Source organism: Thainema salinarum CENA647, from assembly GCF_057732415.1.
Genome location: NZ_JBYJZJ010000022.1, coordinates 1,045,836 through 1,063,141 on the forward strand (window position 1 = coordinate 1,045,836; position 17,306 = coordinate 1,063,141).

15 protein-coding genes are annotated in these 17,306 nt (G+C 50.2%); 6 read left to right on the forward strand and 9 right to left on the reverse strand.

The annotated features are described in order from the left end of the window. Positions 1 to 745: 745 nt before the first annotated feature. From AC286M_RS11355 to AC286M_RS11375, 5 genes are all read left to right on the forward strand, one after another. Complete coding sequence (locus tag AC286M_RS11355) at positions 746 to 1,609, forward strand: metal-dependent phosphohydrolase (RefSeq protein ID WP_488204497.1); 864 nt, start codon at positions 746 to 748, stop codon at positions 1,607 to 1,609. A 192-nt stretch (positions 1,610 to 1,801) separates the two neighbouring features. Further along, positions 1,802 to 2,377: an NADPH-dependent FMN reductase gene (locus AC286M_RS11360; RefSeq protein WP_488204498.1), complete on the forward strand. Its 576-nt coding sequence runs from the start codon at positions 1,802 to 1,804 to the stop codon at positions 2,375 to 2,377. A gap of 52 nt (positions 2,378 to 2,429) precedes the next feature. Beyond that, positions 2,430 to 4,265, forward strand: coding sequence for a serine/threonine protein kinase (locus AC286M_RS11365; RefSeq protein ID WP_488204499.1), 1,836 nt, complete (start codon positions 2,430 to 2,432; stop codon positions 4,263 to 4,265). A gap of 84 nt (positions 4,266 to 4,349) precedes the next feature. Then, complete coding sequence (gene rsmH / locus AC286M_RS11370; RefSeq protein ID WP_488204500.1) at positions 4,350 to 5,249, forward strand: 16S rRNA (cytosine(1402)-N(4))-methyltransferase RsmH; 900 nt, start codon at positions 4,350 to 4,352, stop codon at positions 5,247 to 5,249. 100 nt (positions 5,250 to 5,349) lie between these two features. Next, positions 5,350 to 6,204 (forward strand): BON domain-containing protein, encoded by an 855-nt coding sequence (locus tag AC286M_RS11375; protein ID WP_488204501.1) that lies wholly within the window; start codon positions 5,350 to 5,352, stop codon positions 6,202 to 6,204. Positions 6,205 to 6,376: 172 nt separating this feature from the next. Here the strand turns inward: AC286M_RS11375 and AC286M_RS11380 are convergent, their stop codons facing one another. The 8 genes from AC286M_RS11380 to AC286M_RS11415 form a co-directional block, all read right to left on the reverse strand. Then, positions 6,377 to 7,804: a sensor histidine kinase gene (locus tag AC286M_RS11380; RefSeq protein WP_488204502.1), complete on the reverse strand. Its 1,428-nt coding sequence runs from the start codon at positions 7,802 to 7,804 to the stop codon at positions 6,377 to 6,379. Positions 7,805 to 7,865: 61 nt separating this feature from the next. Further along, positions 7,866 to 8,573, reverse strand: a complete 708-nt coding sequence (locus tag AC286M_RS11385) for a response regulator transcription factor (protein ID WP_488204503.1) — start codon at positions 8,571 to 8,573, stop codon at positions 7,866 to 7,868. Positions 8,574 to 8,969: 396 nt separating this feature from the next. Next, a complete protein-coding gene (locus AC286M_RS11390; RefSeq protein WP_488204504.1) occupies positions 8,970 to 9,281 on the reverse strand; it encodes a hypothetical protein in 312 nt (103 codons plus the stop codon). A 338-nt stretch (positions 9,282 to 9,619) separates the two neighbouring features. Further along, positions 9,620 to 9,955, reverse strand: coding sequence for a hypothetical protein (locus AC286M_RS11395; RefSeq protein ID WP_488204505.1), 336 nt, complete (start codon positions 9,953 to 9,955; stop codon positions 9,620 to 9,622). Positions 9,956 to 10,141: 186 nt separating this feature from the next. Further along, positions 10,142 to 11,374 (reverse strand): hypothetical protein, encoded by a 1,233-nt coding sequence (locus AC286M_RS11400; RefSeq protein WP_488204506.1) that lies wholly within the window; start codon positions 11,372 to 11,374, stop codon positions 10,142 to 10,144. A 369-nt stretch (positions 11,375 to 11,743) separates the two neighbouring features. After that, positions 11,744 to 11,971, reverse strand: coding sequence for a ferredoxin family protein (locus tag AC286M_RS11405; protein ID WP_488204507.1), 228 nt, complete (start codon positions 11,969 to 11,971; stop codon positions 11,744 to 11,746). Between the two features lie 117 nt (positions 11,972 to 12,088). Continuing rightward, positions 12,089 to 13,330: an ATP phosphoribosyltransferase regulatory subunit gene (locus AC286M_RS11410; protein ID WP_488204508.1), complete on the reverse strand. Its 1,242-nt coding sequence runs from the start codon at positions 13,328 to 13,330 to the stop codon at positions 12,089 to 12,091. Then, positions 13,330 to 14,292 carry a J domain-containing protein gene (locus AC286M_RS11415; RefSeq protein WP_488204509.1) on the reverse strand — a complete coding sequence of 321 codons (963 nt, stop codon included), beginning with the start codon at positions 14,290 to 14,292 and terminating at the stop codon, positions 13,330 to 13,332. The genes AC286M_RS11410 and AC286M_RS11415 overlap by 1 nt, the downstream gene beginning before the upstream one ends. A 794-nt stretch (positions 14,293 to 15,086) precedes the next feature. Here AC286M_RS11415 and AC286M_RS11420 point away from each other — a divergent pair. Beyond that, entirely contained in the window at positions 15,087 to 16,160 is a 1,074-nt protein-coding gene (locus tag AC286M_RS11420; RefSeq protein WP_488204510.1) for a M15 family metallopeptidase, read from the forward strand. A gap of 220 nt (positions 16,161 to 16,380) precedes the next feature. On the opposite strand, the gene AC286M_RS11425 is transcribed toward AC286M_RS11420, so the two are convergent. Then, on the reverse strand, positions 16,381 to 17,259 hold the full coding sequence (locus tag AC286M_RS11425) for a LysR family transcriptional regulator (RefSeq protein WP_488204511.1): 879 nt from the start codon (positions 17,257 to 17,259) through the stop codon (positions 16,381 to 16,383). Positions 17,260 to 17,306: the final 47 nt, after the last annotated feature.

Genomic DNA, 17,306 nt, shown 5'->3' on the forward strand with positions numbered 1-17,306 from the left:
CATGGCTATAACTGAATTCAATAAACTAAAGTAAACCATCATCTATTAATTGATTTTGATTTATACTCGCTTTTTTGCAAAATAAAACTGTCACTAAAACTTTTGCGATCGCAGTATCAAATTCAATTTGATCTATGCACTATTACATCTGAAAACCGCTATGAAACCTGTTTGTTGAATTCTAATAGTTAATGCCAATCAATCCTTGAAGACATATTGATTAATATAATTGAAGACCAAATAAAGCATTGAATAGTTGATGGGTAAATCATGAAAACAGTTTTTGGTAGAGAAGCAATAAACTGCTGAAATAGCTCTTTACTAGCTTGATGATAAGCCTATATGCTTAAACTAATTGCGATTTAGATCACAAATGATAACAGGAATGTGTCACAACATTGTCAACTGTAAATCACAAGTAGAGATCTGGCGAAAAACTCAACCTAAAAACACATCAGAAAATTGAAGAAGTCTGATTAATTAGGGCTAAAGAGAGGTTTTATGAGGTTTTATGAGTTATGAGATTAAGTCCTGATCTACAGTGGTAGAGGTCTGTATCCGATAGTTAATTGACTGAAATGGGATCAGTTAATATCTTCTAAATTCATTTTTTATTTTGATGAGGTTTTCTGGTTGTAGTTTCCCAAGGCGCATCACACACTAAAAGCATAGGTAGTGAGAAGCTATCGATCTGGCTAACAGAACAGATTAGATATTTGCCTCGCCGCATCAGGAGAACACAGTCATGTTTACAGTTCTAGAGATTACGACAATCGACCTATTGGAAAAAATTAAAGCAACCTATTATCAGCTTTATGGCAACCAATCGACTCAATCAATTGTCTTTTTGATTGAAGCTGCAGAGCGAATTTTAGCTACTTTGGTTCAGGGCAATGCCCCCTATCACAATGTCGAGCATACGATTTTAGTGACAGCTGTTGGGCAAGAAATTTTACTCGGTAAGCAGCGACTGGACGGACAGGTCACACCCCATAACTGGCTACATTACACCTTGGCACTGCTATGTCACGATATTGGATACATCCAGGGCGCTTGTCTGCAAGACGTACCTTGGGAAAGTCAGTATTGGGTCAGTTGCGATTCTCTTCGAGACGGCAAAGCTGATCACACCATCATGCTCAACTCTGGCGCAACCGATGCTAGCTTAGCGCCCTATCACATTGAGCGCAGCAAGCATTATGTACACGAACAGTTCAGCACGTACTCTTTCATCAATGTGGAGCTGATTCAGCGCTACATTGAGCACACTCGCTTTCCCGTCCCGACCCACTGCGGCCATCAATCCACGTCAGATTACGCAGGGCTGACGCGGGCAGCAGATTTGATTGGTCAGCTCAGCGATCCCCGCTATTTGCAAAAAACGGTGGCGCTATTTGCTGAGTTTGAAGAAACGGGCGCAAATCGGCGTTTGGGCTATAACAATGCCGATGATTTGTGGCTTGGCTATCCCACGTTTTTCCGCAAGTTGGTTTATCCCTATTTAGGTGATGCTATTCGCTATCTACATGCAACGTTTGCAGGTAAACAAGTTGTCGCCAGCCTTTACAGCAACGTGGCAACTGCGGAAAAGTGGTCACGGCTCAATTAGGTTGTCTTGTTGACTCAAGAGGTACTTGCAATTTGGGTCACCTCCATGAATTGGACTCACTCTCTGTGAAGACAGAGACATGCCCTTTGCACAACGACAGCATCCTCAGTTTTCCTACTTTCGTTAAACGAACTCATTACGACTTTATGTTAGCATAAGCTTAACACATGTTCATAAAGGAATCGTTCAATTATGGTCAAGATTGTTGGTCTAGCCGGAAGCTTACGCCCTGAATCCTATAGCTACAGGGCGCTGCAAGTCGCCGCAGAACGAGCTAAGCACTATGGCGCAAACGTCGAAATTTTGGACTTGCGCGAAATGAACTTGCCGTTTTGTGACGGGACGGGAGACTATCTCGATTATCCCGATGTGGAGCGGCTCCGTGAGGCAGTTAAGCAGGCTGATGGTTTAATCTTAGCTACACCGGAATATCACGGTAGCGTCAGTGGAGTGCTGAAAAATGCGCTGGATTTGATGAGCTTTGAGCATCTGTCCGGCAAAGTGACGGGCGTAATTAGCGTTTTGGGTGGCCAGTCCAACAGCAATGCGTTGAATGATTTGCGGGTCATTATGCGCTGGGTTCACGCTTGGGTGATTCCAGAACAGGTTGCGATCGGACAAGCGTGGCAAGCGTTTAACGAGCAGGGTCAACTTAAGGATGAAAAGCTGGCAGAGCGGATGGATGGCTTTGCGAAGAGCTTGGTGGAAAATACTCAGCGGCTGACAACTCATTCTGTGGCACTCGCTAGCAGCAGCAGCAAAAATTGAGGCAATATGATGAGGATATTCGTTAAACTTGAGCGATTGTCCACATCAGGTTATGGCAGTATCCGTGGGAACAACCCTCCAGGGCGGCAAGTACACCCTTGACCAAGAACTGGGTCTGGGTGGATTTGGTGTGACCTATAAGGCGACACACCACTTTTTGAACCAAACCGTCGTAGTTAAAACGCTGAATGAGGCTGGCAGACGCGATCGCAACTTTGAAGATCTGCGGGACAAGTTCCAGGCCGAGGCGCGTCGTCTTGCGATGTGCGTCCATCCCAATATTGTGCGGGTCAGCGACTTCTTCACCGAAGACGAGATGCCCTACATGGTGATGGACTACATTCCAGGCCAAACCTTGGGGGAGATTGTATTCCCTGATCATCCTATGCCGGAGGCGACAGCGGTTCATTACATCCAGCAGATCGGCTCTGCTCTGGAGGCCGTTCACCAGAACGGGATGCTGCATCGAGATATCAAACCGCAGAACATCATCTTGCGCCAAGGAACCGATGAAGTCATTCTGATTGACTTTGGTATTTCTCGCGAGTTCACCCTAGGCCAAACCCAAACTCATACCAGCTTGATTTCGGTAGGCTACGCGCCCATTGAGCAGTATATGACCCAGGCGCAGCGGACGCCCGCCAGTGATGTCTATGGCTTGGCAGCGACGCTGTATGCGCTGGTAACGGCTCAGGTGCCGGTTGCCTCGATCCTGCGCGATCGCCAACCACTGGTGCCGCCCAATGAAATTCGCCCAGATCTCAGTCCTGAAATTAGTCGCGCTATTATGCGCGGTATGGCGATGGAAATTGAGCATCGGCCTCAAAGCGTGACGGAGTGGCTCTCGCTGCTGTCCGCTGTCTATCCCAATGCATCCGCACAGGCCACAAATAATTCCGCTGCTGGCATTCCCCAATTTCCCAGACCTGCATCAACAACGACTGTGCCGACGATGGCTGTGTCTCCTAAGGCCCGTCCGCCCCGTCGTTCTGCACCCTCGGCCGCGTCTGGTGCAGCGATGCCACCTCAATCTCGCAGTGCCGCTCCGGTTGGACAACGCGTTTCGCCCCGCCCCGTTCGACGGCAACAAACCCAGCAGCAAATGCCTTGGCGATTGTGGTTAGGTTTAATTGCAACAGCGTTAATTGTGGGCAGCTTGGCCGCACTCCTCTTCCGGCCTCAGCCGGAATCGACCACACCGGATGAAACTCAACCATCGCCTACACCAACAGAGCCGGAGTCTCGCCCTTCTGCGCCTGTGGATGAACAGGAGGTAGAACCCGTCCCTGAGACTGAAGAAGAGTCTGAAGCCGAGCCGACTCCGGAAGAAACTGCCCCAGTCGATGAAACCGATACTGAATCGGTTGAAGAACCATTTGAGCCGCCGCCGCCTGAGGACACAGTTCCTCCCGGATCGGGATCGGATAATAATACTGCTCCTGAGTCAGATACTAACGGCAATACCGATAGCAGTGATACTGACGCTGTCCCTGGATTTCCGCCCGGTACTTCGGAGGAGAAAATCAAAGATGAATTGGGGGAGCCCCAGGCCAGTAGCCCATCGGGATACTGGCCCAATACACGCTCAGTTCGCTACGAAGTCGTACCGGACGAAATTACGCTCGGCTATATTTACGATCGCGATACCGCAAAACTGCGTCAAACAGAGGTTTCTTTTGCCCAGTCCGTTGCGACATCGACGATGCTCTCAACGTTAGACGGAATGATGGCTGGACAAACGCCGCGAAATGTACAAACCGCGCTCGCACAAATTAAAGACCGCCAGCGGCAAGAATACCCCTTTGATGCCGGAGGCCTAAAGGGCGTGATTCAGCGCAATGCTCAAGACCGGATTTACATTGGCGTTTGGGATCGAGATTTGCATTAAAAACCGGAGAAGGGGACTTTGTCGCCGGTTTGGATCTTGAAGATGGCGATAGGATAGAAACCCATACTATTGCTGACTGTTGTCATGACGGCTGATTTGTCTGCGGATACACCGAATACGCCTGAGTTTAAGCACGTTCCCGTTTTGAGCCGTGAGGTGCTGGTTGGGTTGGCACCGCAGGCAGGCGGTGTATATTTGGATGCCACGGTGGGTGGCGGCGGTCACAGTCGATTACTCCTAGAAGCTCATTCCGATCTCCGTATCGTCGCTATCGATCAGGACGATCAGGCGATTGCCGCTGCGCAGGCGAATTTGGCTGAATTCTGCGATCGCATTCAGTTTTTCCACAGCAATTTTGCGCAGTATCAACCAGGAGAGCAAAAGTTCAACGGAATTCTCGCAGATTTAGGTGTTAGCTCAGCTCAGTTCGATATTCCTGAACGTGGCTTCAGCTTTCGCCATGAAGCAGAGTTGGACATGCGGATGAACCGCAGCCAAACTACCACCGCCGCCGAGATCGTGAATCACTGGGATGAAAAAGAACTGGCGGACTTGATCTACACCTACGGCGAAGAACGACTATCGCGCCGTATCGCCCGCCGCATTGTTGAGAAGCGCCCGTTTACCACCACGACAGAACTGGCTGACGCCATTTTTTATTCCGTGCCGCCCAAGTATCGGCATGGTCGCATTCATCCGGCGACGCGCACGTTTCAAGCGCTCCGTATTGCCGTGAATCAAGAACTAGAGGTCTTGGAAACGCTGCTGAAGCGGGCACCCGACTGGCTCAATCTTGGCGGACGACTGGCGATTATTAGCTTTCATAGTTTGGAAGACCGCATCGTCAAATATGCCTTTCGGGAAGACGAGCGGCTCAAGATTATTACCAAAAAACCGATTACCGCTGAGGCAGATGAGGTGGCGGAAAATGTGCGATCGCGTTCGGCCAAATTGCGAATCGCCGAACGAATTGAAACCGAGTAATTCCATCTTGCGGTAGACGAATCGCACGTTCGGATGATAGACGCGCATCTGTTTATTCTTCAATAAGCTAGAGCCGATGCAGCAGACGAGGTATTGGCGCATGAGCTTTGAAACTAGCCCAAAGGATCGCAAGCGGTATTGGCTGCGGGGCTTATTAGCCATTGTGATGCTAACGGGCATGGCGGCCTGTAATACGCCTGAGACTGAGGTTGAGGTTGAGCAATCAGAATTTGATGTTGAAACTCAAACTGAAGACCTGGGTGCAGCGGCACGGGACGATGCTCCAGGCGGTTTTGATGACGATCAGGTAGAAGAGTTTATCCAAACCCAGATGTCAACCGTGCCAGAGGTTGATCTGAGTGAAGTGACTGTTGAAGTGACAAACGGCAGCGCGATTCTGTCAGGTAGCGTCAATTCCCTAGCTGGCCGGATCGAAGCAGAAGAGATCGCCCAGCAGACGGAAGGAATTACGGCAGTCACCAACAACGTTGAGGTCGTGGCGGCGAATTTAGCTGATGGAGAAGTAACGGCATCCGTCTTAGAAGCGCTGGAAACGGAACCGCTGCTGGAACGCTACGAGATTTCGGCTGAAACCACCAACGGCAACGTTGAACTGATTGGTCTGGTGGATAACTATCTTGAGAAACAGCAGGCAACCAAAATTGCTAGCCGCGTTACTGGCGTGAGAAATATTGAAAACGAGATTTTGATTGACAGCGACAACAGTCAGTCTGATGCCGAAATCGAAGAGCAGATTGATGCGCTACTACAAGAGGTTGAGGACGTTGACCTGAGCCAAATCGATGTTGCGGTAGACAATGGCGTCGTTACGCTAGCGGGTAGCGTACCCACCCTCTACGCTCAAAATACGGCAATTGGATCAGCCCTGGTTGAAGGAGTAGAAGCGGTTGATGCTGAGAATCTCACGGTTGAACCCAGTGGATCGGTTGAATAAAGTTGAACAGGTTGAGTGAGTTCAGTTGTCAAATCTGCTTTAAACACTCAATAGACTTTATTGGAAATAAAGTTTTTGGGGTTGGAAATTGTTTTGTAGCGCGGCTTAGCCGCGCTACAAAACAATTTCCGATAAAGTCTAATAGTCACTTGATCTCAACGGCCACTCGATATTAACCGCCGCCTGATATCATCAGGCCGCCTGTAACCGCCAGCGGTAGTCGAACTGAGAAGCAAGTGCCTTGACCTACTGCGCTGGTGACTGAAATTCTGCCATTGTGGCGTTGAGTAATGGCTTTCACAATGGCAAGTCCTAATCCTGTACCGCCTTCTTGGCGCGATCGCGCTTTGTCAGCTCGCCAAAAGCGATCAAAAATGTGGGGTAGCTGGTCTTCTGCAATGCCGATACCCGTATCTTGCACTTGCATTAGGGCAATGCGTCCTTGCCGCGTGGCCTTGACATGAACGGTACCGCCATCCGGCGTGTATTGAATGGCGTTGTGCACCAAATTGGAAAACAAGCGGCTCAACTGCATCCGGTCGCCAATCACGGGCAGAGTGGTGTTGCAGCTAAACTTGAGGCCAATATCCTTCATTTCCGCTGAAGGGCCTAGCAGCTCAATCACCTCTTGCAGCAAATGCTCTAGATTGACCATTGCCTGCTCATGCGGAGAGCTTTCTAACGGTGCATCCATGCGAGCTAGCAACAGCAAATCCTGCGCTAGACGGCTCATCTGCGTTGTGGCACTGGAAATCGCAGCTAGCTTTTTGGCATCCTTGGGATGAATCCGTTCTGGATGGTTTAGGATTACGTCAATTGAGGTTTGAATTGCCGTCAGCGGACTACGCAGTTCATGCGAAGCATCGGCAGTGAACTGCCGCAGTTGGCGGAAGCTCTGCTCGATGGGCTGAACGGATTTGCGCGTCAGCCAGAGACCACCGAGTCCGACAAAGCCAAGTGCGATCGCACCTCCTGCCCCCAGCCCCAACAGCATTTGGCTCTGAGCTGTCGCAATATCTTCAGTGGACTGGCTAGCCCGAATGTAGCCCACCAAATTAGGTTCTTCGTTGTCAGATTGGTCTTTAAATACCGAAATTGTGACGCTGCGAATCGACTCAAAATCATTGCTGCTCGACGAGTCCGCTTCATCTGGCGACTGGGCCGTTACATCCGATGCGCCTTCGTTCGGGGGCTCGTTGACCACATCAAGATTGGCACCGTCTACATCCTCATCTACGGCGACTAATATGGGCTGCCGGATTGTCGCTGGGCCTAAGCTGGGCCGTGAGTGGATTTCTAGCGTTCCACGTCGCGCAAGCTGATTGCCTTCAGCGTCAAACCACTCTAAGCTTTGCCGATCGCGGTTGAAAATATCGCGCCAGGGCACTTCATCAACCTGCTCCAAGTAAGCATCACCATCGGACTTCACAGCCGAAAACGATGGTGTCGCCGACTGGGCCAGTGTCAGCAGTTTTTTATCAAGCTGTTGATAAAGATTACGGCTGACAAACATGTAGACACCGACCCCAAACACACCCAAAATTGAGGCCATGACTAGCAGTTGGTAAACCAGCAGCCGCCATCGCAGGTTTCGAAACATTGCACTTTGTCTCGGTGATGGATTGGACTTGGGGGAAAAATTCAGCAATTTTAGCGATCACCTAATGATTAACGTCAGCTGTTTCTTCAGCAGCAACATCCTGCTTGAGACGATACCCCAACCCGTAGACTGTTTCAATTAAGTCGGCGGGGGCACCTGCTGATTTTAGCTTTTGGCGCAACCCACGAATATGGGCTTTGACCGTTGCCTCGCCTGGTGTGCTTTCGAATGACCACAGCTGGTCAATAATCTGGGATCGGCTAAAGACACGCCGTTCATTCCGCAAAAATAGCTCTAAGAGGCTGTACTCTTTAGGGCTGAGGGGCAGCAGTTCCCCGTTGTAGGTGACTTCACACAAATTGGGATCGAGCTTGATTCCTTGCCACTCTAGGACAGGTGGCAGCATAGAATCGCCCCGTCGCAGTAGCGCTCGAAGTCGGGCTGACAGTTCCTGCAGATGAAAGGGCTTAACTAAGTAATCATCGGCTCCAGCATCTAAACCTAAAACGCGATCGCTAATCGTATCGCGAGCCGTCAACATCAGAACGGGAATGGTATAGCCTGCCGAGCGCAACTTGCGGCACAGGGTAATCCCATCCATCTTCGGCAACATAACATCGAGCAGGATCAGATCATAGGTAAAGCTTTCAATGCATTCCCATGCCATTTCGCCATCGCCGATAATTTCAACCACATGGTGCTGGTCTGTTAAGTCTTCGGCCAGGGCATCTGCAATTCGTTCGTCATCTTCAACCAACAAAATTCTCATACTCAAACTCAGCAGCGCTACGCACGAACACGGATAACCACGATTCTAGAAATGCGATGGCTATCACCTGCTCTGTTATGTATCTCAAAGCGGGATACTTGACATCCGCATGAGGTTAGAGGTTGGGCTAATCCGGTTGAGCTTTGGGCAATACACAAACTCTAGCTACCTAAATACTAGATATACCAATGCAATATCCAAATTAGCCAAATCTAAATTAGCCGACTCTAGCAACTATAGCTATTCTGACATCTGGTTTCAAAACCTAGAAGGGCCATTCTGCCACCGCAGGGCAGCGGCAAAATGGCCGTTTCGAATTCTAGATTGACCAAATTAAATGCAAGCTGTCAGGTTGTTACCTAGAGAGCAAACGCTAAGAACGAGCAGAGAGCAGAATTAGTTGGCAGGAACGCCAGTGCTGTCTTCGGGAACAGCCGTTGGGTCAGTCGCACTGTCATCCATTGGCTCTTCCATCGATTCGCTAGTCGGGTCAGCTGGATCAACTGGATCAGTGACGCTGGAATCTGGAGCGGTGCCAGGAGCTTCCTCGTAGGATTTGGTCGGATCCTCAGCAGCGGGATCGGTATTTTCGATAGCCGGATCAGTGCCTTGAGCCGGATCGGTGGGTTCGTTCTCTGCACTACATGCACCAATTACGGCAGTAGTTCCTAAAACAAGAGCGAGAGTGGCCAATTTGCGGTTAAACATGAGCGTCCTCCTAACGGATTGATGTTGATAGTTGATTTATCGTTTTTTTCGTTATCGCAGCTGATTGCAATGTGCGATCGCAGATTGAACCAACTGGGACGTAAACTCTTAACGATGTATATAACTTGAGAATAGAAGTAAAAAGTAAAGAAATCGATTATTTTTGAGTAAATCTAATTCTAATCAGCGACTTTCAGCAGTTAGAGATATATCCAACGGGATAATCGCGAAATATGCTTGAATTGGCTTCAATATAGCCAAAAAAAGGGTGCTGATATTCAGCACCCTTGATGTGTCATCCTTGAGAGCGTCGGGTATAGTGTAATACCGTCTTAAAACTAAGGAGTTCCCGTTGGAGCTTCTGCTTCCTCAGCCGATTCAGCAGCCGGATCAACGGCTTCCATTTCTTCGGTTGCCTCAGGTGCTTCTACCTCTTCAACAGATTCAGTTGCGTCTGTCTCAGTTTCAACTTCGGCAGCATCCTTGGTGGCATCGGTTGGATCGGTTTCGGCGGGTGCCGCTTCTGGCTCGGTGCCGGGTTCAACTTCAGTCGCAGGTTCAACATCCTCTACGGGCTGTTCTCCCTGAGTTGCATCGGTTGGGTCTGCACTGCAAGCACCAACCAGAGTCGTCATTCCAAACACGAGCAGTAGTGCAATAAATTTCGTTGACATGGCTGTATTTCCTCCTCACAAATTGAGATTTGACATCACACTTGGCATCACCATTCTTGACCTGGACTACTGATCCAGAGGTCGGGTTGATGTGATGATTAAAACCCCGATTGAATTCGAGAATACAGACAAAAAGTAAAAAATCCGGTAAAAGCAAACTAGTAGAATTTAGTCTGGAACAACTGGCTAATCTTCAAACCAGCTAGAGCGCCAAGCTGATTCTGCTTCTGCGATCGCAAGCTGCTGCTGCTTCCGTTTATACTTACGCGATAGTCCCTCAAGCTGCTTCACGCTGCCGCGAATTTTGGTGCGCCAAACCGATAGCGTCGCGGTGGTAAATTCGATTTCAGATAGCCGCAGATGAATTGCCACGAGTGGAGTAACAGGCAGGCGGAGCGGCTCATCCTCATCCTCGTCCTCATCCTCATTTTCATCATCGGCTTCATCCAGATCGCTAGTTGGGCTAGCGGTTTCCGCAACCTCGACTAAAAGACGCAGCAGGTTCGGTGGCCCGGAAGACGGCCCTTCCGCCGCTTCCCCAGCTTTGGCCGCTGCCGCAAAGACGGGTTCCGGAAGCTGCCTTGGCAAAATATCCGCCTTTTGCAACAACCGATTAGCCGCTTGAGACGCCCCCTGCAAAATCTCAGCAATAAAATACTCTAGCTTCTCTAAAATATCCACCAACTGCATTGGACTCAGTGGCTCACCAGGCTTAACAGCAGATGAGAACGGAGAATCCTGGCGACCTGCGATCGCAAAATCTAAGCTCAACGCACTCGACAGCGGCAAAATTCGCGCACTCAATCCCGCATCCGTTGCCAAAGCCGGATTTTTCTCGATCTCCTGTACAATCCGAGCCAACGCCTCCGGTGTAATCGTCTCTAGCAGCTCAGAATCTGGAGAATTTTCCTCCTCATCCTTCCCATCACCCTCGACACCCTCAGCTTCTGCCCCCTCGCTCCCCTGTTCCCCTACTCCCTGACTCCCCTGTTCCCCTGCTCCCAACTCCCGATCACCTAAAGCCTCGGCCTCAAGCTCCTCTAACTCCTCACTCCTCTCGCCTAACTCTTCACTCTCCCCCAAATCCGCATCCATTTCTTCTTCCACAGGTTCATCGGCTAACCCCAACACCTGCTGAAGCACATCAGTTTGCTCAATCAACTGCTGTTCAGCCTGCTTGCCCAAGCCCTTGATTGCCTGCTGCAGTTTCTGTCGCTGGCTAAAGGAGAGGCGCAAAAATCGCTCTGGATAATTCTGAGTGCAGAGATGATAGCAAGCCAGAATTAACTGCTGCCGCACACTCTGACCTAACGTCGTCAAATAGCGAGCATACAGTTCTGAAACCTCATCCGCGATCGCAGATGTTGTGTTTTCTAATGCTTTGATTTCTCGTTTGATTTGCTCCGTGGATGCAACCATCGGCAGATCGGTTGGGAATGGGTGGACAGGTTAATTATGCGTTGCGCTGTAGCAGTTTTAATAGACTTTATCGGAAATTGTTTTGTAGCGCGGCTTCGCCGCGCTACAAAACAATTTCCAACCCCAAAAACTTTATTTCCAATAAAGTCTAATAAATAGTGCTGAGTAAAGGGGGAAATGGGTGAAAGGGTGGATGGGTGAAAGGGTGGATGGGTAGATCAGTGATGATATGACAAAGCTATCTAACCCTGTCACTCTATTACCCTATTGCTCTGTTACCCATCTACCCATCCACCCATCCACTCCCTTTACAGCCCTTACTCCTCTCGCCTCACTTTTTCACACCTCAGCACTCAGCACTCCACACTGCTACTGAGGCGTGCGCTGTAGGTTGGGCTGTTCCTCTGGCAAAATCGCACCCTCGACGGGGCAGACTTGCAGACAGATGCCGCAGTCAATGCAGGTGGCAAAATCAATCCAGTACCAGTCCGTTCCTTTTTGATTTTTGCCAGGGCCTTCATGAATGCACGCCACTGGACAAGCATCTACGCAATCTGCAACCCCTTCACAGGTGTCGGTCACAATCGTATGCGGCACAGTATTTTTCCTCTCTCAATCGGTATTGAATCACGCTTTTCTAAGCTAACTCAATTCCTATGCAGTTTGAAGCGTCGATCACGCCATCAATCCAGCTTCTGTCGATTTCTACCCGTTTTATACGGTCAGGCTTTCGACCTCTGGAGGAGTTTCGGCTGAGATCCAAGCAATTTGGCCAATATTGCGATCGCGGGCATACTGCCGCACGTCGTCCATCTCTATTGATTCATCTAAGAACAGTTCGACGCGCGCCTCTACCGCTGACCGACGCAGTTTCTGGGCATAGGTAAACGCCTTTGCCTGGGCTTGAGGCTCTTGAGCGACAACTAACCACTCGCTGCGCGGCGTTTGGCTCGGTAACAGGCCCATCGGCAGCAGGGTCTGATGAATATCTTCGATGTTGAGACAGAAGCCGATCCCTGGAATCTCAGTCTCTTCATCGGGATGATACAGTCCCAGCAGTTTGTCATAGCGTCCACCCTGGCCCAGCACCCGCTGACCGCTCAGCGTGGGGCTAACCACTTCAAAGGTGAGGCCCGTATAGTAGCTGAAGTTGCGAATCAGGCTCAAATCCAAGACAAACTTGGGAATGGTGGGTGACTCACTGCTGGCGAGGTTCTCATGCAGCAAATCCACTAGCGACTTGAGCTGGTTGACGGCTGTTCGCTGCGGCTCGTTCAGGTCAAGCGCCGACACCTGTTGCAGGACATCGGCAGGCTGTCCCCGCAGATCCATTAAGAACAGCGCTCGTTCTTGGAGTTCAGGCGATAAGGGCAACTGCTCTAGTCGCAGCCGATCGAGATTTGCGATCGCAGCCTGCACCCGATCTCGAATCTCTTCCGGAAAAGGCGACAGCAACGACTGGGTCAGGCTGGCTTCACCCAAAATCAGCGACCAGTGCTGCAAACCAACCCGGTTTAGGCTATCGGTTAATAGCAGCAGGATCTCCGCGTCAGCCAAGACGCCACCGCTACCCAGCAGCTCAACCCCTGTCTGGTAAAACTCATACTGACTGCTGTGACTGCCTTTAGCCGCTTGGCGAAAGATATTTGCGCTGTAGTAGAGCCGTTGAGGAAACGGTGATCCGGCCATGCGGGTGACTGCCGCACGGGCAATTGACGCCGTCAGCTCTGGCCGCAGCCCCAGCCGATCGTCATCCAGGCTTTGCAGTTGGATGACGGTGGCGCTGTCGATTGCTCCACCCGCCATCAACGTACTCAGCCGCTCTACGGTTGAGGTAATAATCCGGTGATAGCCCCAACTGTGAAACCCTTCTTGCAGGCGCTTCTCAATCCAGCGTTTCTGGGCAACGTCGATAGGAAGCAGATCGCGTGCTCCCGTTGGAGGCTGATAAACCATTATTTCTTCTTACCGCCAAACAATCCGAATAAACCACCTTTGGATTTTTCTTGAGCGCTAGATTTTTGAGCCGTAGCCTGGCTCTGCTTCTTACTAGCCTGCTCAAGCAATTTCTTCCCTTCCAAGGCTAGCTGATTTTGGGGGTCATACTCTAGTGCTTTGCCGAAATGAATTTTAGCCATTGTGCCCTGCTTGGATTTTAGATAGACCTGGCCCAGGCGAGCATGACAATCGGCGCTGCGAGGATTTGTTTGTAAGGCTTCACGCAGTTCTCGAACGGCGCTTGTGTAGTCTTTACGCAGCTCAAAGTCTTCAGCTCGCCGAACATATTGCTCCAGCAGCGTCACAGAGCGAATCGGCTCCGATGGTTGACCCGCTTGAGGTTTATACGCTTTGGCTTTTTCACCTTTGGTCGCCTTGGCACTAGCAGCAGGTTTGGCAGACGGAGCGCTTTCAGGCTGATTTGCCTTAGCCTCCATCTTGCCGCCTGCAGTCCGCATTAGGTAGACCAGATTTAATTCGCTAATTTGGCCTGTGATTTCGAGGACGCGGTCTAATGACTCGTACTGAGCGGCGGATAGAGCCTTCAGCTCAGTTTGGTAAATGTGATCAACATTGGCAGCGGAGGCTAACTTGCGTGCGGCATCGGTAGCAAGCTGAACGGTTTCCCCCTGACGCTGAAGCTGTTGGCCTTTGAGCTTCAGCAATACCGAGTATTCTGCGACTTCTTTCTCGTTGGACAACATTTCGTAGGCGGGATTGACCAACTTAGAAAGCAGTTCACTGGCCTTTTGTTTGGCCTCGTCCCCTTCTGAGGCATAGCTATCGGGGTGTAACCGACGCACAATTTTGAGATAGGGTTTGCGCACCTGCTTGGCATCGCTATTTAAGGGAATGCCCAAAATAGCATGGTGGTCAATCATATCGAGCCTGAACAGTCCTTGATCGATCTGTAGAGTCATGCTGTGCCATCACCTCCGAGCCGTTTACGTTTTAGAGCCTTGGTCGGGCCTGCCGGGAATACTCAAACAGTATGCCGTGAGCGTGAGCTTTTCTCTACTATCCAAAGCAACCAAGGGCTGGCTATCAGTCTTCGCTGTTGAAGATGAACGCTGTAAATTGTGCCTCATGTAACATTCAGCCGGAAGTTCAGCGGCTTTGATAACTGGCGCTGCCGAGCCGAATATTCCCTAATTGATTTGAGATTTTGGATTTTAGCTGAACGGCTTGCTGGATTTGAGAGGTATAAAAGCTTCATTGGCAACCACTGGTTCGGACTCATGCACCAGCACTAGCATGGTGTGACGGTATGAATCTGAAAGACCCAACAGCTGTGCTGAATGGGTTTCCCTGGGGTGACAAGGCTTCTCCTACTCTAATTTGCCCGAACCGATTTGCGGATTAACAGAGTTTGTTCGCGATATTTCAGTAACAAATCGCAACTGAAGCTGTCGATGAACTGCGATCTCAACACTGTTCAGATTCTACTGCACAGTTTTCGAGAATGCTCAGAAGTGATATTAAACGCGTGCTACATGATTTCTACGCTGATTGTCAGGCAGTTTAACAAGCGAATTACGATAAATTCGGTAGGAGCCGCAGAGCGTTTGTTGCTAAACTCTGATCGATTTGATTGATTGCTGTATCGTTCGCCGTTTAGGGTCAAGACCCTCTAGAATCACATACAGTGCAGCTTTCTGACTGCACTGGCAAGGTGACTAGATGGCGCTGTAATCATTGCCTTAATCATTGCCCTATGGTCGGAAAACAGATGGATACGTCCGAACCCTCCAACTCGTCAAATAACCCTTTAGACGACGAATTAGCACCGCCTGCCGATCCGTCAACACCATCGGTCGATGATGATATCCCGACGGCTAAGCGCGAGAGCGCCAGTCCGACAGCGAAGCGTTCAATCGGCTGGCCGTTAATGATCGGGGGGCTAGGTGCGATCGCAATCGGCGGTTTGGCTATTTTTGGCTTCCAGTCTATCACCGCCTCCAACGGCACTCCCGATCCCGACATGGCCACGAGTGGAGACAGATCAGACGATACAACCGATACAACGGCCTCAGGGACATCTTCAGATCCCGCGCAGGAAAATAATGTAGATTCCGGTTCCGGCAGCACAACTGAAACCCCCAATCCATCGGCTACGGAAGACACAATTCTGGGCCACAAAGCCTATGATGAAGCGTCTCAAGCCGACTTGGTGCCGCTGCGATCCAATGGCGGGGTGCTGGTGCATCAGGCGGCGGCTGAGAAATTAGATCAAATGATTGCAGCGGCCAATGTAGACGGCGTGAATCTGATGGTCATTTCAGGATTTCGCACCTTTGAAGATCAGCGCTATCTGTTTTTTGATGTTAAGGCGGAACGCGGCCAAACTTCCCAAGATCGGGCCGAGGTCAGCGCTCCACCGGGCTATAGTGAACATCACACAGGCTATGCGGTTGACTTCGCAGATGGCTATTATCCTGACACCGATTTACAAATCGATTTTGAAGATACGCCCGCTTTCCGCTGGTTAGAAGATAATGCTGCCTATTATGGGTTTGAATTATCGTTTCCCCGCGACAATGAGCAAGGAATTAGTTACGAACCTTGGCACTGGCGCTTTGTGGGTGATCCAGACAGTCTAGAAACCTTCTATAAAGAAACGGTACCTGCGGAGTCCTCTGGTAATCCGCCCGGCAGCACTGCACCCGAACGTCAGTCTGCACCCTCCGAAGATAGCGAGGCAGATCAGGCAAATGACGACGATCGGGCAGACAGAGGAACCAACCAGGCTCTGATCCATTTTGGCGATCGCAACTCCCAATCCAACTGATATAGCGGTTCTAGATAAGAATGAGAGAGGAGAGTGCCTCATTCTGAGGCACTCTCCTCTCTCGTTTTCTGGAATCACTAGACTTTATCGGAAATTGTTTTGTAGCGCGGCTCCGCCGCGCTACAAAACAATTTCCGACCCCAAAAACTTTATTGGAAATAAAGTCCACTATAAAACTTATGTTTACCTATCATCGTGCAAGGGCGTTTAACCAGGACGTTTAAAACTGCTGGGCAATTTGCACAAATCGCTGCACGACGGGAGACGGATCGTGGTGTCGCCAAACCAGTAGAATAGAAGCCTGGGGCGTCTGGGTGTTAATGGAGCGATACTCAACGCCTGTCCGCTGCAAATTTTGAATCGATGCAGGGACAATCGCGATGCCCATTTCGGCTGCAACTAGGCTGATAATGGTCTGCATCTGGACGGCTTCTTGGGCAACGACGGGACTAAAGTTGGCCGTCTGGCACAGGCTAATAATTTGGTCATATAACCCCGGAGCTAGCGGGCGAGGAAAGAGAATGAACGGCTCGGTAGCTAGCGCATTGAGAGACACCGTGGTTTGTTTGACAAGCGGATGAGCGGCTGGTAAAGCAACAACGAGGGATTCTTGCAGCAGCAGTAGAGTTTCAAACTGGGCGTTATCTACAGGGGGACGCATGAGGCCAACGTCGATTTCACCGTCGCTGAGCTGCTGGATCTGCTGGTCGGTGGTTAATTCCGCCAGGGTCAGCGTGACGCCTGGGACTTGATTGCGAAAGGTTTGCAAAATCCGGGGCAGTACGTTGTACATGGATGAACTAACGAATCCAATCACTAGCTGCCCAACTTCTCCCCGACTAGCCAACTGGCCTCGCTGAATGGCCCGATCCAACTGCCGGAAAAGGGGGCGAATTTCATCTAGAAAAATCTGTCCCGCCTCGGTCAGTTGTACAACCCGCTTTGTGCGATAAAACAGAGCAAATCCTAATTCATCCTCAAGTTGCCGGATTTGCTGACTCAGGGGTGGCTGCGCCATGTGGAGACGTTCGGCAGCCCGACCAAAGTGCAGTTCTTCCGCAACGGCAATAAAGTAGCGCAAATGTCGCAGCTCAATCAAAGTTAGTGGTTTAAACCTCCTTCATTTCTCTAATTTCTATCTTTTGT

Bases quoted from the DNA above. Each gene is read 5' to 3' on its own strand.
- AC286M_RS11355 (WP_488204497.1), top strand. From the start codon at position 746: ATGTTTACAGTTCTAGAGATTACGACAATCGACCTATTGGAAAAAATT.
- AC286M_RS11385 (WP_488204503.1), bottom strand. From the start codon at position 8,573: ATGAGAATTTTGTTGGTTGAAGATGACGAACGAATTGCAGATGCCCTG.
- AC286M_RS11410 (WP_488204508.1), bottom strand. From the start codon at position 13,330: ATGGTTTATCAGCCTCCAACGGGAGCACGCGATCTGCTTCCTATCGAC.
- AC286M_RS11375 (WP_488204501.1), top strand. From the start codon at position 5,350: ATGAGCTTTGAAACTAGCCCAAAGGATCGCAAGCGGTATTGGCTGCGG.
- AC286M_RS11365 (WP_488204499.1), top strand. From the start codon at position 2,430: ATGGCAGTATCCGTGGGAACAACCCTCCAGGGCGGCAAGTACACCCTT.
- AC286M_RS11420 (WP_488204510.1), top strand. From the start codon at position 15,087: ATGGTCGGAAAACAGATGGATACGTCCGAACCCTCCAACTCGTCAAAT.
- AC286M_RS11415 (WP_488204509.1), bottom strand. From the start codon at position 14,292: ATGACTCTACAGATCGATCAAGGACTGTTCAGGCTCGATATGATTGAC.
- AC286M_RS11400 (WP_488204506.1), bottom strand. From the start codon at position 11,374: ATGGTTGCATCCACGGAGCAAATCAAACGAGAAATCAAAGCATTAGAA.
- AC286M_RS11395 (WP_488204505.1), bottom strand. From the start codon at position 9,955: ATGTCAACGAAATTTATTGCACTACTGCTCGTGTTTGGAATGACGACT.
- rsmH (WP_488204500.1), top strand. From the start codon at position 4,350: ATGACGGCTGATTTGTCTGCGGATACACCGAATACGCCTGAGTTTAAG.
- AC286M_RS11380 (WP_488204502.1), bottom strand. From the start codon at position 7,804: ATGTTTCGAAACCTGCGATGGCGGCTGCTGGTTTACCAACTGCTAGTC.
- AC286M_RS11360 (WP_488204498.1), top strand. From the start codon at position 1,802: ATGGTCAAGATTGTTGGTCTAGCCGGAAGCTTACGCCCTGAATCCTAT.
- AC286M_RS11390 (WP_488204504.1), bottom strand. From the start codon at position 9,281: ATGTTTAACCGCAAATTGGCCACTCTCGCTCTTGTTTTAGGAACTACT.